Origin of the sequence: Streptomyces sp. Ru62, from assembly GCF_002920615.1 — a bacterium.
GTDB lineage: Bacteria > Actinomycetota > Actinomycetes > Streptomycetales > Streptomycetaceae > Streptomyces.
In genome coordinates this window covers 1-13,813 of record NZ_PQSU01000008.1, presented here as the reverse complement: position 1 = coordinate 13,813, position 13,813 = coordinate 1, and the positions used below count along the sequence as shown (strand labels likewise).

Genomic DNA, 13,813 nt, shown 5'->3' with positions numbered 1-13,813 from the left:
GTCCACGCACGGCCGACCACCGGCCGACGCCCCACGGCCCGGCACGGGCGTGGCCACCCCCGCTGCCATGGAACGACCCGCAGGGCCATCAGGGTGGTGCCGGGTCGTGTCGGGCGGCCGACGCGGCCCGGGTTGGCCATGCTGGGCCGGAGCGGCACCTAGTGGCGACAAGGAGCACCGCATGCCGACGGACCCGGTCGAACGATTCCTGGCGGCGCTGGACCCCCACCACCGGGAGGCCGTCGGCGCGCAGCCGCGGGAGGCGCAGGAACGCCTCGCGGCGGCCTGGGAACGGGAACTGGAAGCGGACGACGAGCTGGACACGCTCGACGAGCTGTCCCCGCCGGCGGCGGAGGCCGAGGCGGCCCGCCGCGTCCTGGAGCGCGGCGCCGACTAGAACGCCCAGCACCCGTGGCACCCGTCGCCCGGCACCCGGTCAGCTCGCGGAACTCGGCGCAATCCCCTACGGCCGGCCTAGCGCCCCCGGCGTTAGGGTCGGGCCCGTGACACTCTCCATCGAAGAACGAGAACAGTTCCTGGCGGAGCCTCACATCGGCGCTCTGTCGGTCGTCGAGCGGCCGGACCGCGCCCCGCTGACGGTTCCCATCTGGTACCAGTACACGCCGGGTGGCGAGCTGTGGGTGCGCACCGGGGCCGACTCCCGCAAGGCGAGGGCGATCCGCACCGCGGGACGCTTCAGCCTGATGGTGCAGCGCACGGAGCCCACCGCGCGCTACGTGTCGGTCGAGGGACCGGTCACCAGGACGGCCCCGGACAGTCACGAGCACTCCCGGGAGATGGCGGCGCGCTATCTGCCGCAGGAGAAGGTGGCGGCGTTCGTGGAGTACGACCGGGCCCGGCTCGGCGAGCACTTCCTCGTGTACATGCGGCCCGAGCACTGGATCTCCGCCGACCTGGGAGCCGTCTGACGGCACGGGCGCCGGGCCGGGCCCCGCCCGCTCGGCGCCCCCGGTCAGTCCAGGCCCAGCCCCCGGCGGCCGGTGTCGTTGAGCTGGTCCGGGGTGAACCGGCCGGTCCAGGTACGTTCGTAGTGCTCCTCGGGGAAGTCGCTCGGGCTGGACCCGGTGACGAACGCCTCCCGGACGAAGGCCGCGTACCTCTCGTTGCGGGGGCACCAGGGGGCGGCGGGGATGTACATGACGTTGCCCCAGCCCTTCTGGTTCTCCACCGGGGCGACGCTGTGCACCATGTCGCAGTGCCACCAGACGGAGTCGCCGGCCCGGACGTCGGGGATGGGGGTCAGCGCCCGGTGGAGCATCGGGTGCCAGCGCTTGGTGACGGGGAAGACCTGGTTGGTGCGCACGCCGCACATGGAGTCCTCGGGGACGTCCGGCAGCAGGGGGCGCAGCAGCAGGTAGGCCATGATCTCCGGGATCGGCACGGTGTGCAGGACGCCCTGGTCGGCGTCCATGTCGGACAGTGCGGTCCAGCCCTGGAAGGTGCGGAAGGCGGAGCACATGGTGGAGCCGGGGTACTGGGGGCCGGTGGTGCGGTGGGCCGCGTCCCAGGGGTCGTACTGTTCGGCGGTGCCGTCGAAGAGGTGGCGGAAGGCCTGCTGGTACTCGCGCGTCATCCACAGATCGAGCGTGCCCGGGTCGCAGTGGGCGCCGAGGCCCGAGGAGTCGGTGCCCGGCGGGCGGCGGCGGATGCGGTCGGGGTAGAGCGCGTCGCGGTCGGGGTCGAACCACTGGGTGCCGTCGTCGGCGGTGTGCTTCCAGAAGGAGTTCAGGAAGGACTGGACGGTGGCCATGCGCTCGGACTGGCGGGCACCCATCTGAGCCCGGGACCAGTAGACGGGGTAGATCTCCGGCTTGGAGCCGACGCTGCCGAAGAAGTCGTCGCCGGGGCCGGTGTAGTTCTCGAAGAACTCGTTGCGCTCGACGTAGTCGACGATGTCGGCGTCCCAGGCCAGCGCCTCTTCGCGCGGGAAGTGGCCGCGTACGACGAGACACCCGCGCTTCTTGAGCTTGGCCGTCTCGGCCGGCGTCACCGTTCCGCCGGCGATCGCGTCGTAGTCCAGGACGGGCCACACCTCCTCTCCGCGGGCCCGGTCGGCCTCGATCTCGGCGATGCGGGCCTCGATGCGCTGTTCGACGGCCGCGAACACCTCCGGCACGCTGCGTCCGGAGGCTTCGATGCGGGCGCGCAGAGCGGGCTTGACCTCACGGATGGCGGCGGCGAGGTCGGCCGGGGTCTCCTCCCAGTGCGGCAGGGCGGCGGGACGGTGGGGTTCTACGGCGAGTGTCATCGCCCGGCTCCTTTGGTGAGGACTCCTTACCAGAACGACGGTAAGCAGGTCCGCCATATTTAGGCAAGAGTCCTTACTAGAATGGTCCGCATGACCCAGCCGAAGCCGTCACTGGAGATGCTGCGCGCGCTGACCGACGAGAACGTGCTGCGCGCGCTCATGGACCACCCGCGTCTGACCAGGGCGGAGATCTCCGCGCACACCGGGATCTCCAAGCCGACGATCTCCGACAGCGTCCAACGCCTCACCGGGGCCGGTGTGGTCGTCGACACCGGCGAACGCACCACCGGACGCGGGCGGGTCGGTTCCTACTACGCGCTCGCCCCGCGGCTCGGCGCCGCGCTGGTGGCGAGCATCACCCCGCACGGAGTGACGGCGGAGGCGGTCGACGCCCTCGGCCACGTGCACGGACAGGTCCGCACCGCGCTGGAGGCGAACGCGGGACCGGAGGCGGCGGCCGCTGCCCTCAGCGGGGCCGCCGGACAACTGGCCGAGCGGATCACCGGCCCGTTGCGCCTCGCGGTGATCAGCGCCGCCGATCCGGTGGACCGCGACACGGGCCGGCTGGTGCACCTGCCCGACGCCCCCTTCCTCGTCGGTGACCTCGACCCGCCCGGCGTCCTCGCGGGCCGCGTGACGGGCCCCGTGCTGGTGGACAACGACGTCAACTGGGCCGCCCGCGCCGAACACCAGGCGGGCTGCGCCCGGGGCGTCGACGACTTCGTCCACCTCCATCTCGGTGAAGGACTCGGCTGTGCCGTGGTGAGCGACGGCGTGGTCCGGCGCGGGCACAGGGGCCTCGTCGGGGAGATCGCGCACCTGTGCACCTACGGCCCGGACGGCGAGGCCATGGCCTTCACCGAGGTGTTCGCCGCCCTCGGCCTGCGCCTGCCCTCCTCCACCGCCATCGACGTCCCTGCCCTCCGCGCACTCCTCGCCGGGCACGACGAACGGGCCCAGCGGATCCGCGCCGCGCTGGCCCGGGCTGTCTGCGGCGTGCTGTCCGCTGCCGTCTCCCTCGCCGATCCGCGGATGATCGTCATCGGCGGTGCCTGGGGACCGGATCCGGCCATGATCACGGCCGTCGAGAAGCACTTCCAGCGCACACCGCGCCCCGTCCCCGTCACCGCGGCCACGCTGTCCTCGCCCGAACTGTCCGGAGCCCGCGGCCGCGCCGTGGAAGAACTCCGCACGCTCATCGTCCGGTCGGCACACCCCGCACCGGAGTAGGCCGCCTGCCGGTGGGCGATCCCGCGGTGCCGACCGCTGCTCGGTGTTTCCTTCCCCGCCTGGTGAGTCCCCAGGGCTTGAGGACCGAGATCGCCGTCATGAAGACGTAGGCGCACAGTGAAACGATCGGGCCGGGCAGGAGGTCGCCGGGGCCGGGCGGTGGTCCGCCCGCCGTCATGCCGGCGAGCGCGGAGTTCACACCCGGGCGCAGCGCGAACGCCGTGGCCGCGGTCGTGGCGAGCGTCAGCCAGAACTTCGTGAGGACCCACCGGTGCCGGGCCAGTCCCCACGGGGTGCCCACGGACAGCAGTACACCGCTGAGGAGGGTCAGGAGGGCGCAGGGAAGCAGCAGCCAGTCCGCGAAGAGCCTCATGGCGCGGACGGACGCCTCGGCGGTCACCGCCGATCCGGTCGTGGTGGCGGTGACCGCGAGGGCGAGCAGCCCGAGCGTGAGCCCGAGCCAGCTCGCGGAGACGGCCACATGGACGACGAGGGAGGCCCGGCGCGCGGGTCGGCTCAACTTCATGTCCGACACCGTGCCGCAGAAACCCGTCCGTGCCGTCCGGCCCGGGGAGCAAGGCGGTGTACTCGGCGCGGAGTACACCGCCCGCCCGGTGCCCGGGTGGTACGGCGCTCAGGGCGCCCAGGGTGCCTCGACGGACCAGGTGGTGTCCTCGGTGAAGGTGCTCGGATTGTCCCAGGTGTGGGTCCCGCCCGACTGGGCCAGCCACAGCTCGGAGTTGATGTGCCGCAGGTACTGACCGGGGAAGTTCGCCGCCGACAGCCGGATGCCGCCCTCGCCCTGGACCGGGCACCAGGTCGCGTCGGCCTTGTACAGGGCTGAGTCGTCTCCCGCCTCGCGACGGATCCGGAAGTCGCGGTGGCGCAGGTACTCACCGGGGTGATTGCGGGACTCGAAGGAGTAGCAGAGCCTGTTCGCCAGGCCGGGCCTCACCTTCCAGGTGGCGTCCTGCTTCAGCAGGTCGCTGCTGCCGGAATCGACCACCTCCGTGTAGCCGAGGCCGTCGTAGTGACGGATGTAGCGGTCGGTGTAGCGGGGTGTCGTGACGCGGATCGACACGTACTGCTCCAGGGGCAGCTCCACCGGCGGGCCGAGGATGCGGGAGGCGGCGATGAGCGCCTGGTTGGCCGAGCGGACCCGGGACTCGTCGACCTTGACGACCCGGCGGTCGTAGGTCATCAGCCCGTTGGTCTCGTTCTCGACGTCGGTGATCTGGGTGTAGACGGACGCCGAGAGACCGCCGGCGGGCATGGCGTTCTCCCGGATGCCGTCGAGCAGGCCCACGAACCGGTCGTCGAGCGCGGGCAGGCTCGGCTGGTCCTCGTAGCTGAAACCGCCGCCCGGGTACCACTCGTGACCGGGCACCCGGTAGCCGAGGCCGCCGTACTCCCCCAGCACCGAGGCGCGCACCGGTTCCGTCGGCGTGTTGCCCGGCCCGACGTAGTTGTGGTTGTCGACCACGTCACCGTTGCCGCCGTCCTGGGCGCCGCAGCAGTTGACGCCACTCATGTTGTCCACCAGGCGGGAGGGGTCGTACGCCTTGACCATGTCCGCGATGCGGCCCTGGTCGTACTGGCCCCAGCCCTCGTTCTGGTCGACCCACTGGATGAGCGCGGGCGAGCTGCGGTGCTGGTCGATGACGGCCCGGTACTCGCTCTCCCACTGGGTGCGGGCCGCGCCGTCCGGGGCCTTGCCGCTGTCCATGGAGGGCATGTCCTGCCACACCAGCAGCCCGAGCCGGTCCGCCCAGTAGAACCAGCGTTGCGGTTCGACCTTGATGTGCTTGCGGACCATGTTGAACCCGAGGTCCTTGTGCTTCTGCAGGTCGTACCTGAGCGCAGCGTCGGTGGGGGCGGTATAGATGCCGTCCGGCCAGTAGCCCTGGTCGAGGGTGCCGGTCTGGAAGACGAACCTGCCGTTCAGCACCGGTCGGCGGACGCCGTTCACGTCCTTCACAGCGATCGAGCGCATGCCGGCATAACCACCGACCTGGTCACCGCCCGGGCTCCCGGTCAGCCGGGCGGTGACGTCGTACAGGAACGGGTCGTCCGGCGACCACAGGCGGGCGTTCGGCACGGGCACGGAGAACTCGGTGCCCACCGTGCCCGTGGCACTGGCGACCGGGGTACCGCCGCTGGAGACGGTGACCCTGACCCCGGCACCGGTGGCTCCGGCGGCGCGTACGGTCACGCGGAGCGCGCTGTCCTCCAGGTGCGGGACCAGGTCCAGGCGGGTGATGTGCGCCGCCGCGGTCGGCTCCAGCCAGACGGTCTGCCAGATGCCGGACGAGGCGGTGTAGACGATGCTCCGGCCGGCGTGCGGAGTGACGTCCTGGATGCGCTGCTTGCCGATGGCCTGGCCGCCGGTCTCCGTCGGGTCGTACACGGACACGACGATCGTGTTGGCCCCGCCGCTCCTCAGCAGGGGTGTGATGTCGTACGAGAAGGCGTCGTAGCCGCCGCGGTGCACGGCGCCCGCCTGCCGGCCGTTGATCCAGACGGTCGTCTCCCAGTCGGAGGCACCGAAGTTGAGCTGGACGTGGCGGCCGCCCCAGCCGGCGGGCACGGTGAAGGTGCGCTTGTACCAGAGCCTGTCACTCCCGGTGATCTTGCGCTGGATGCCGGAGAGCGCGGACTCGGGTGCGAACGGGACGCGGATCCGCTCACCGAACGTCGTGGGCTGTGCGGCGTCGCGGGCGGTGACGGCGAAGTCCCAGATGCCGTTCAGGTTGGCCCAGTCGGGCCGGGTGAGCTGCGGACGGGGGTACTCCGGCAGGGGGTGGTCCACCGGCACCTGATCGGTCCAGGGGGTGGACATCGGCGCCGGCTTCGGTGTCCAGGGCACGACGGCTCGGGAGGGGGTGACCCCCGCGGTGAGGAGGGTGGTGACGGCCAGCGTCGTCACCACGAGGGCGCTCAGGAGGTGCCGCAGGGATCGTAGGGCATGTCCAGGCCGGGGCGCCGGGAAGGCCCTGCGGGACGGGAGTCTCAGCACGGTGTCTGCTCCATGTCTGTTCCGGACGGGTCCGTGGTCAGCCGGTGTAGGTGTGCAGGGTCAGGCCGTACCGGCTGAGGATCTCGTTGACGGGCTGGAACCAGGTCTCGCCTCCGCCGGCGCAGTTGCCCCAGCCGCCGGAGGTGACGCCCTGCGCCTGGTCCCCGGAGATGAAGGAGCCCCCGGAGTCGCCGGGTTCGGCGCAGACACTCGTCTTCGTCAGCTGGTGCACCGCGCCCTGGCTGTAGTTGACGGTCTCGTCGATCGCCAGCACCGTCCCGCAGTGCCAGTGCGACGTCGATCCCGACCGGCAGACGGAGGAGCCGACGGGCGCCACGGCCGAGCCGCGCACGAGCTGGTCGGGCACCGTGCCCCAGCCCAGCACCACCGGAACCGTCCACCAGCCGCTGCCCACGCTCACCCAGGCGTAGTCGTTGTCCGGGAACGACGAGCCCTGGAACGTGCCGATGTACGAGCCGTCCCAGCCGCTGACGCCGGCGCCGGGCGAGCCGCAGTGCCCGGCGGTCACGAAGCCGCCGTACACGGAAAACCCTATGGAGCAGCGGACGTTGCCCGTGTAGTAGGGGTCCCCGCCGACGGTTCCCGCGGCGAAGGTGCGCGGGGCCGCGGGGACGGTGCGGACGGTGACGGGACCCGTCTCCCGGGCCCGGGAGAGGAATCGTCGGACATCGTTGTCAGGGCGGTCCTGTCGCACGACGTCGACGACGATCGTGTCGGCCCTCGGATCGACGTGCCAGCCGCTGACCCCGGAGGGTGCGGAGAGCCGGTCGAGGCGCGCCTTGGCGGCGTCCAGTTCCCGGGCCGTGTGCGCGGCGGTACGGATCCCGGCGCCGGCCGCCTCGATGACGCGGCGTACTCCCGGCGAGGCATCCGGGGTGACGGCCACCGTCAGGCGCCCTTTCGCCGCGTCGAACCAGGAGCCCGCGTAGGTGTCCCCGGCCGCCCGGCGCAGCTTCGGATCGAGCGCGGCGGCGGACCGCTCGGCCGCGATCCGCGCCTCGGCCTGCTTCCGGGTGAGGCCGAGGTCGCGCTGCATGGCGATCAGGACTCCGTCGGACGCGGGCTCGGGGGACGCCGGGGCGGGGCCGGGTTCGGCGGCGGAGCCGGGTGGGGTGGTGGCGCCGCTCGCCGCCGCGGGGACCGCTCCGGCCGCGCCCGATCCGCCGAGGATCAGCAGCGCGGCCAGTACGACATGCGTAAGTCTCGTGCGTCTCATGGGACTTGCCCTTCGTCGTTCCAGGGGTGGGGTGGAACAGCCGAGTATTGAGAGCGCTCTCATGCGTGGCGGGGCAGAGCCTAGCCGCCCATTGGCGTCAGGTCCATGCCAATGCGGGACTTGGGTGGGGAGCGGCGATGTCGACGGCGGCGTCCGGTTGGCCGGTTCGGGCGGCGGCGTCGGCGGCCGGACGGAGGCGATGAGCGGCGCCGGGCCGAAGTGAGCACGAGGCCGGCCCGCGCCCGTGCCGGGGGGCACGGGCGCGGGCCGCTGCTTCCCTGGCGGAGCCGCGTTACAGCGCGCGTTCCAGCCGGTCCGCCATCAGCTTCACGAACCGGGCCGGTTCCTTCGGCTGGCCGCCCTCGGCGAGCACCGCCAGGCCGTGCAGCAGCTCGGCGGTCTCGGCCAGCTCAGAGCGGTCCTCGCGCTCCTTGTACGCCTGGTTGAGCCCCTTCACCAGCTGGTGGTCCGGGTTGAGCTCCAGGATCCGCTTGGCGCGGGGCACCTCCTGGCCCATGGCGCGGTACATGTTCTCCAGGGCCGGCGTCAGGTCGTGCGCGTCGGAGACGACACAGGCCGGGGAGACGGTGAGCCGGGAGGACAGGCGCACCTCCTTGATGTCCTCGTCCAGCTGCTCCTTCATCCAGCCGAGCAGCCCGGCGTACTCCTCGGTCTGCTTCTCCCGCTCGTCGTCGGCCGTGTCCGCTTCCTCGGCGTCGAGATCGATCTGCCCCTTGGCGACGGACCGCAGCTTCTTGCCCTCGTACTCGCCGACGGCGTCGGCCCACACCTCGTCCACGGGGTCGGTGAGCAGCAGCACCTCGATGCCCCGTTCCCGGAACGCCTCCATGTGCGGGGAGTTCTCGATGCTCTGCCGCGACTCGCCGGTCAGGTAGTAGATGTCCTCCTGACCGTCCTTCATCCGCTCCACGTACCCCTTGAGCGTGGTCGGCTCGGTGTCGTGGCGGGTGCTCGCGAACGACGCGACGGCGAGGATGGCGTCGCGGTTCTCCGAGTCGGTGACCAGTCCTTCCTTCAGGACGCTGCCGAACTCCCGCCAGAAGGTGGCGTACCGCTCCTGGTCCTTGGCCATCATCTCCTTGACCGTGGACAGGACCTTCTTCGTCAGCCGGCGCCGCATCATCTCGATGTGACGGTCCTGCTGGAGGATCTCGCGGGAGACGTTGAGCGAGAGGTCGGCCGCGTCGACCACGCCCTTGACGAAGCGGAGGTACGGCGGCAGCAGCGCCTCGCACTCGTCCATGATGAACACGCGCTTGACGTAGAGCTGCACGCCGCGCTTGAAGTCCCGCGTGAACAGGTCGTGCGGGGCGTGTTCGGGGAGGAACAGCAGGGCCTGGTACTCGAAGGTGCCCTCCGCCTGGAGCCGGATCGTCTCCAGCGGGTCGCGCCAGTCGTGCGCGATGTGCTTGTACAGCTCGTGGTACTCGTCCTCGGACACCTCTTCGCGGGGCCGCGCCCACAACGCCTTCATGGAGTTGAGCGTCTCGGGCTCGGGTGCCTCGTCGCCCTCGGCGGCCGTGGCGGAGCGCTCGGGCACCATCCGGATGGGCCAGGTGATGAAGTCCGAGTACCGCTTGATGATCTCCCTGATCTTCCAGGGCGAGGTGTAGTCGTGGAGCTGGTTCTCCGGGTCGGCCGGCTTGAGGTGGAGCGTGACCGACGTGCCCTGCGGCGCGTCGTCCACCCGCTCCAGCGTGTACGTGCCCTCGCCGCGCGACGTCCAGCGGGTGCCCTGGCTCTCGCCGGCGCGCCGGGTCAGCAGGGTGACCTCGTCGGCCACCATGAAGCCGGAGTAGAACCCGACGCCGAACTGGCCGATGAGTCCTTCCTCCCCGGCCGCGTCCTTGGCCTCGCGCAGCTCCCGCAGGAACTTCGCGGTGCCCGAGTTGGCGATCGTGCCGATGAGCCGGCCGACCTCGTCGTACGACATCCCGATGCCGTTGTCCCGCACGGTGAGCGTACGGGCGTCCTTGTCGACGTCGATCTCGATGTGGGGGTCGGACACGTCGGCGTCGAGCGAGTCGTCCCAGAGCTTCTCCAGGCGCAGCTTGTCCAACGCGTCCGACGCGTTGGAGACGAGCTCCCGCAGGAAGACGTCCTTGTTCGAGTAGACCGAGTGGATCATCAGCTGCAACAGCTGACGGGCCTCTACCTGGAACTCGAAGGTCTCGGTCGGCATGTTCGCGAATACCTCACAGGTCCTGTCGCCGGAACTGGTGGAGCCACTGTAAAACACCACGTCAGCGCGGTGGCCGGAAGAGCGGGCCGTGGCCGGATCCGCACCGTTCGCGTCCGCCTCCGCACGGGCGCGCACACCGCCGACGCGCTGCGTCGTCAGTTTCTCACGCTGCGGAACGGCATCGCCGTACCGGTGCCGGTGCCGGAGCCGGCGCTCATAACCGGCGGTTCCCCGGGTACTCGCCGGGTCGAGGTCCGGACAACGGTCCGGGGCTGTCGCAGTCGAGCGAACGACAAACGGAGGTGCAGAGATGAGCACGGTCAAGGAAGCGGTGGAAGTCGACGTTCCGCTGCACACCGCCTACAACCAGTGGACGCAGTTCCAGGACTTCCCGAACTTCATGGAAGGCGTCGAGGAGGTCAGGCAGCTGGACGACCGGCACAATCACTGGACCACGAAGATCGGCGGGGTACGGCGCGAGTTCGACACCGAGATCGTCGACCAGCTGCCCGACGAGCGCATCACCTGGCGCACCACCAGCGGCGACACCAACCAGAAGGGCACCGTCCGCTTCGAGCGCCTGGACGACATGCACACCAAGGTGGAGCTGGTGATGGACGTCGAGCCGAGCGGAGCGGTGGAGAAGGCCGCGGATCTGATCGGCACGATCGACCGGCGCGTCAAGGGAGACATGAAGCGGTTCAAGCAGTTCATCGAGGAGCAGGGCGGCGAGTCCGGTGCCTGGCGCGGCCGGATCCGGCCCGGAGACAGCGGTTCGTCCCTCTGACCCGGACGCAGCCGTGACGCATACGCCGCCGAGCACACGGGCTCGGCGGCCGTTTGCTGCCCGCCGCGCCGCGCACAGAGCGGTCCCGGCAGCGTCAACGTGACCGGCGGCACCGGTCCGGTGACGGTAGGTGGGGCCGCCGGTGGAACGCGGCCCGCTTCGGCTCGCGCACTCCCGTCCCACAGCGCACGATAATCACAGGGGGCACTCGGACCACGGTCCGTGCTCCGGGCCGTGGGCGGCAGGAGGAGGTCGTCATGACCCGCGCCGACACCGTCGCCGCAGCCCGGACACCCGACACACTCCAGCCGGGCGGCGTCGAATCGGAGAACCACCCCTGGAGGATCCGGCTGGTCGAGCACCCGGAGCGCTTCGAGTCCTCGTTCTTCAGGGCCGCGAAACGCACGGCGCACAAGATCCTGGACGAGATCGACGACGCCGACCTGCCCTACGGGCCCCGGCCCGTGGCGCCCGCGCACTGGGAGATGCACCACGGGGGCAGCCTATGGGTGAAGACGTCGAGCGGCTGGCGGATGTACCGGGCCCGCGCGGGCATCGAGTGGAGCATGCAGTTCTGTGCCGAGCCGTCCAAGATCGACCGGTTGCGCCAGGACGCGGCCACCCTCGTGGCGGGGTTCCCCGAGACGCTGCCCGCCCTGGCGGAACTGGGCTACGAGGAGGCCGAGGAACTGCTGCGCACGCCGATCACGGACGCCGACGGTGTCGAGGCGTGGACCGACTCGCTCTTCAACGCCTGTGTGCCGATGAGCCGTGCGGATCACCAGGGAATCCTGCCCAAGGTGCCCGGCGAGCACCACTACCCGTGGCCCGTGAAGGGTGCGGACTTCTTCCGGTACGACGACTTCCAGCTGTGGGTGACCCTGCCCGACGGCACGCACGGCGCCGTGGCGCCGGTGGACCGGCGGGGATCGGGTGACGGGCATGTGCGTCTGGTGCTCGCCCCCGAGGGCAGCCAGGCCGCGGACACGCTGGCCGAGGCGCAGGACCGCGGGCTGATGGCGGTCCTGCCGCCGAACAGCTCCGCCGCGCTCCAGGCGTTCGCCGGCCAGATCGAGTCGGGGCAGCGCACCGCGTCCGGACCGCCGGCGGCGCTCCGGGCCCACGCCCACGGGAACGGCCGGGGCTCGCGGGCCCGTTGAGCGGGGTGACGCCCGCGCGCGGCGTCCGGCCGACAGGGGCCCGGCGACCCTCCGCCCCGCGGGAGCCGGGGCGGGATCAGGCCCTCACCTTGTGCGGTGCCGGACGCGCCTGTGGGCCGAGCCGCGCCATGGCCCGCAGGGCACCGCCGGGCTGCCGGGCATGAGGCGAACGGCCACACCCGCGGCGAGCAGGACGGCAGGGATGCCCCAGCCGGTACGGCTGTCCGGGCTCGGCCGGCACGCCGGCTCCGCGGGGGGGGTGATGTCCGGCGGGGGCCGGTGCCTCAGTTCGGGTTGTCCCCGTGGGTGAGGGTCTCCCAGGCGACGAAGAGGTTGTTGCTGCCGGCCGGGCGGTTCTGCTCGGTCAGGGCCTGGGTGTTGGTCATGGCGATGCCCAGGCGGTTGTGCAGGGCGTTGTAGCCGACCTCGGTGACCGGGCCCAGCCCCCGGTTGACCGACCCGCCGCACAGCCAGCTCGGGACGGCGGTGCCCAGTTCGTACTTGGACTGGAAGCCGAGCGCCTGCCGCAGCCGCTCGCCCACATCGGTGCCGTACAGGTCCTGCCCCTGGATGCGGCTGGTCTCGGCGACGTGGGAGATGGCCGAGATGCCGTATCCGGTGTGGGTGAAGTCGCGGCAGGTCTCCTGGGTGAGGCCGGTGACGAAGGTGGACTGGCCCTGCCAGTAGGAGACGATCTTGTCGCGCGTGTTCAGGTTCTGACTGGGCACGGTCTTCGGCAGGTCACCGTCGGAGGCGAGGTACACGTACGCGGCGGTGCGGGTGCGGAACTTCGCCATGGCGGTGTCGTACGACGCCTTGTCCTCCAGGAAGACGGAGATGCCGACGGCCGCCTCCATCATCGACAGCTCCCAGTTGCCGTTGGAGTTGGAGCCGTTGATGATCTCGGGCAGATAGACGTTGCGGAGCATGGTCGCGAACCGGCCGGAGTTGGCCCACGTGCCGGCGTACGTGTACTTGATGATCTCGGCGGCCTTCGGCCAGGAGGATCCCGCCCAGCCCGTCTGCAGCGGGGCGTTGGAGTTGGTGTGGTCCTGGAGCACCGCGGACCAGGCGTCCATCAGCTCGATCGCCTTCTTGGCGTAGCGCTCGTCCCGGGTGATGTACCAGGCGAGCGCGTCGGTGTACGCCGCGATCGCGTCCTCGCGTTCGTCCGTGCAGCCGTAGTTGGGGTTGGAGTACGACCCGCACTCGACGACGGCGCGCGGCTGGGGCGTGCGGCTGAGGCTCGCGTACTTGCTCGCCATCATCTGGTCGTACGCGCTCTTCCAGGGCTGCACGCCGGCGAGCACCTTGCCGCGGGCGAAGTCGAGTTGGGCGCGGGAGACGGTGACGCCGGGGTGGGTGAAGGTGGCGGGGGCGGCCTCCGCCCGCTGGCTTCCGGGCCAGGAGAGCAGGCCGGTGGTGAGCAGGGTGGCCGCCGCGGTGAGGGCGAGAGCGGAACGCGGGGACTTGCGGCGGCGCCGAGCGGGTGTGTCCTGCATCTGACCGTCCTCGTATGTGAACGCAATGCGGCTGACTGAACGTTCGAGTTGACGAGACCATAGGTACGGACCAGATGGCCGTCAAGGGGTCGGGAACGACACGCCCAAGCCATCGACACCAACAAGTGAACGCCGGGCGAGGGAGGACCCCCACCGACCCCGTGACCTGATTTCAGGACAGCGGGTCGGCCAACTCCCTGCGCAGAGAGCGTTGTTCACATCTTGACGGCACTGGTTCAGACCTCTTACCTTCCCGGTTGCCGGACGGGCCTCCGCACGCAGCGCCCCGCCCGGCGAGGCCCTCCCTTTCCTTCATCGACGCGAAAGGCAGTGATCTCTTCCCTTGTCCGCCACATCCCCCCACCGTCCCCCGCTGTTCAGGACGGCGCTCGCCGCCGCGGTCGCCCTC

11 protein-coding genes are annotated in these 13,813 nt (G+C 71.0%); 5 read left to right on the top strand and 6 right to left on the bottom strand.

Going from position 1 to position 13,813, the window contains the following annotated elements:
* Positions 1 to 181: 181 nt before the first annotated feature.
* Entirely contained in the window at positions 182 to 397 is a 216-nt protein-coding gene (locus C3492_RS12420) for a hypothetical protein (RefSeq protein WP_103811813.1), read from the top strand.
* 106 nt (positions 398 to 503) lie between these two features.
* Positions 504 to 929: a pyridoxamine 5'-phosphate oxidase family protein gene (locus tag C3492_RS12415; RefSeq protein WP_103811812.1), complete on the top strand. Its 426-nt coding sequence runs from the start codon at positions 504 to 506 to the stop codon at positions 927 to 929.
* A gap of 44 nt (positions 930 to 973) precedes the next feature.
* On the opposite strand, the gene C3492_RS12410 is transcribed toward C3492_RS12415, so the two are convergent.
* Positions 974 to 2,269, bottom strand: coding sequence for a DUF1479 domain-containing protein (locus C3492_RS12410; RefSeq protein ID WP_103811811.1), 1,296 nt, complete (start codon positions 2,267 to 2,269; stop codon positions 974 to 976).
* A 90-nt stretch (positions 2,270 to 2,359) separates the two neighbouring features.
* On the opposite strand from C3492_RS12410, the gene C3492_RS12405 reads away from it, so the two are divergent.
* Entirely contained in the window at positions 2,360 to 3,499 is a 1,140-nt protein-coding gene (locus tag C3492_RS12405) for an ROK family transcriptional regulator (protein ID WP_103812009.1), read from the top strand.
* Here C3492_RS12405 and C3492_RS12400 read toward each other — a convergent pair.
* From C3492_RS12400 to htpG, 4 genes are all read right to left on the bottom strand, one after another.
* Positions 3,465 to 4,025 carry a DUF2269 domain-containing protein gene (locus tag C3492_RS12400; RefSeq protein ID WP_103811810.1) on the bottom strand — a complete coding sequence of 187 codons (561 nt, stop codon included), beginning with the start codon at positions 4,023 to 4,025 and terminating at the stop codon, positions 3,465 to 3,467. The genes C3492_RS12405 and C3492_RS12400 overlap by 35 nt on opposite strands.
* A gap of 108 nt (positions 4,026 to 4,133) precedes the next feature.
* Positions 4,134 to 6,416, bottom strand: a complete 2,283-nt coding sequence (locus C3492_RS12395; protein ID WP_103812008.1) for an AbfB domain-containing protein — start codon at positions 6,414 to 6,416, stop codon at positions 4,134 to 4,136.
* A 136-nt stretch (positions 6,417 to 6,552) separates the two neighbouring features.
* Positions 6,553 to 7,752: a S1 family peptidase gene (locus C3492_RS12390; RefSeq protein ID WP_103811809.1), complete on the bottom strand. Its 1,200-nt coding sequence runs from the start codon at positions 7,750 to 7,752 to the stop codon at positions 6,553 to 6,555.
* A gap of 292 nt (positions 7,753 to 8,044) precedes the next feature.
* Entirely contained in the window at positions 8,045 to 9,955 is a 1,911-nt protein-coding gene (gene htpG, locus C3492_RS12385; RefSeq protein WP_103811808.1) for a molecular chaperone HtpG, read from the bottom strand.
* A gap of 310 nt (positions 9,956 to 10,265) precedes the next feature.
* On the opposite strand from htpG, the gene C3492_RS12380 reads away from it, so the two are divergent.
* Together C3492_RS12380 and C3492_RS12375 are read left to right on the top strand one after the other, a co-directional pair.
* Positions 10,266 to 10,742, top strand: coding sequence for an SRPBCC family protein (locus tag C3492_RS12380; RefSeq protein WP_103811807.1), 477 nt, complete (start codon positions 10,266 to 10,268; stop codon positions 10,740 to 10,742).
* Positions 10,743 to 10,999: 257 nt separating this feature from the next.
* A complete protein-coding gene (locus C3492_RS12375) occupies positions 11,000 to 11,902 on the top strand; it encodes a DUF6424 family protein (protein ID WP_103811806.1) in 903 nt (300 codons plus the stop codon).
* Between the two features lie 284 nt (positions 11,903 to 12,186).
* Here the strand turns inward: C3492_RS12375 and C3492_RS12370 are convergent, their stop codons facing one another.
* Positions 12,187 to 13,404, bottom strand: a complete 1,218-nt coding sequence (locus tag C3492_RS12370; protein ID WP_103811805.1) for an alginate lyase family protein — start codon at positions 13,402 to 13,404, stop codon at positions 12,187 to 12,189.
* Positions 13,405 to 13,813 lie beyond the last annotated feature (409 nt).

Excerpts from the sequence above, each read along its gene's own strand:
- C3492_RS12420 (WP_103811813.1), top strand. The coding sequence starts at position 182 with ATGCCGACGGACCCGGTCGAACGATTCCTGGCGGCGCTGGACCCCCAC.
- C3492_RS12410 (WP_103811811.1), bottom strand. The coding sequence starts at position 2,269 with ATGACACTCGCCGTAGAACCCCACCGTCCCGCCGCCCTGCCGCACTGG.
- C3492_RS12405 (WP_103812009.1), top strand. The coding sequence starts at position 2,360 with ATGACCCAGCCGAAGCCGTCACTGGAGATGCTGCGCGCGCTGACCGAC.
- C3492_RS12400 (WP_103811810.1), bottom strand. The coding sequence starts at position 4,025 with ATGAAGTTGAGCCGACCCGCGCGCCGGGCCTCCCTCGTCGTCCATGTG.
- C3492_RS12390 (WP_103811809.1), bottom strand. The coding sequence starts at position 7,752 with ATGAGACGCACGAGACTTACGCATGTCGTACTGGCCGCGCTGCTGATC.
- htpG (WP_103811808.1), bottom strand. The coding sequence starts at position 9,955 with ATGCCGACCGAGACCTTCGAGTTCCAGGTAGAGGCCCGTCAGCTGTTG.
- C3492_RS12380 (WP_103811807.1), top strand. The coding sequence starts at position 10,266 with ATGAGCACGGTCAAGGAAGCGGTGGAAGTCGACGTTCCGCTGCACACC.
- C3492_RS12375 (WP_103811806.1), top strand. The coding sequence starts at position 11,000 with ATGACCCGCGCCGACACCGTCGCCGCAGCCCGGACACCCGACACACTC.
- C3492_RS12370 (WP_103811805.1), bottom strand. The coding sequence starts at position 13,404 with ATGCAGGACACACCCGCTCGGCGCCGCCGCAAGTCCCCGCGTTCCGCT.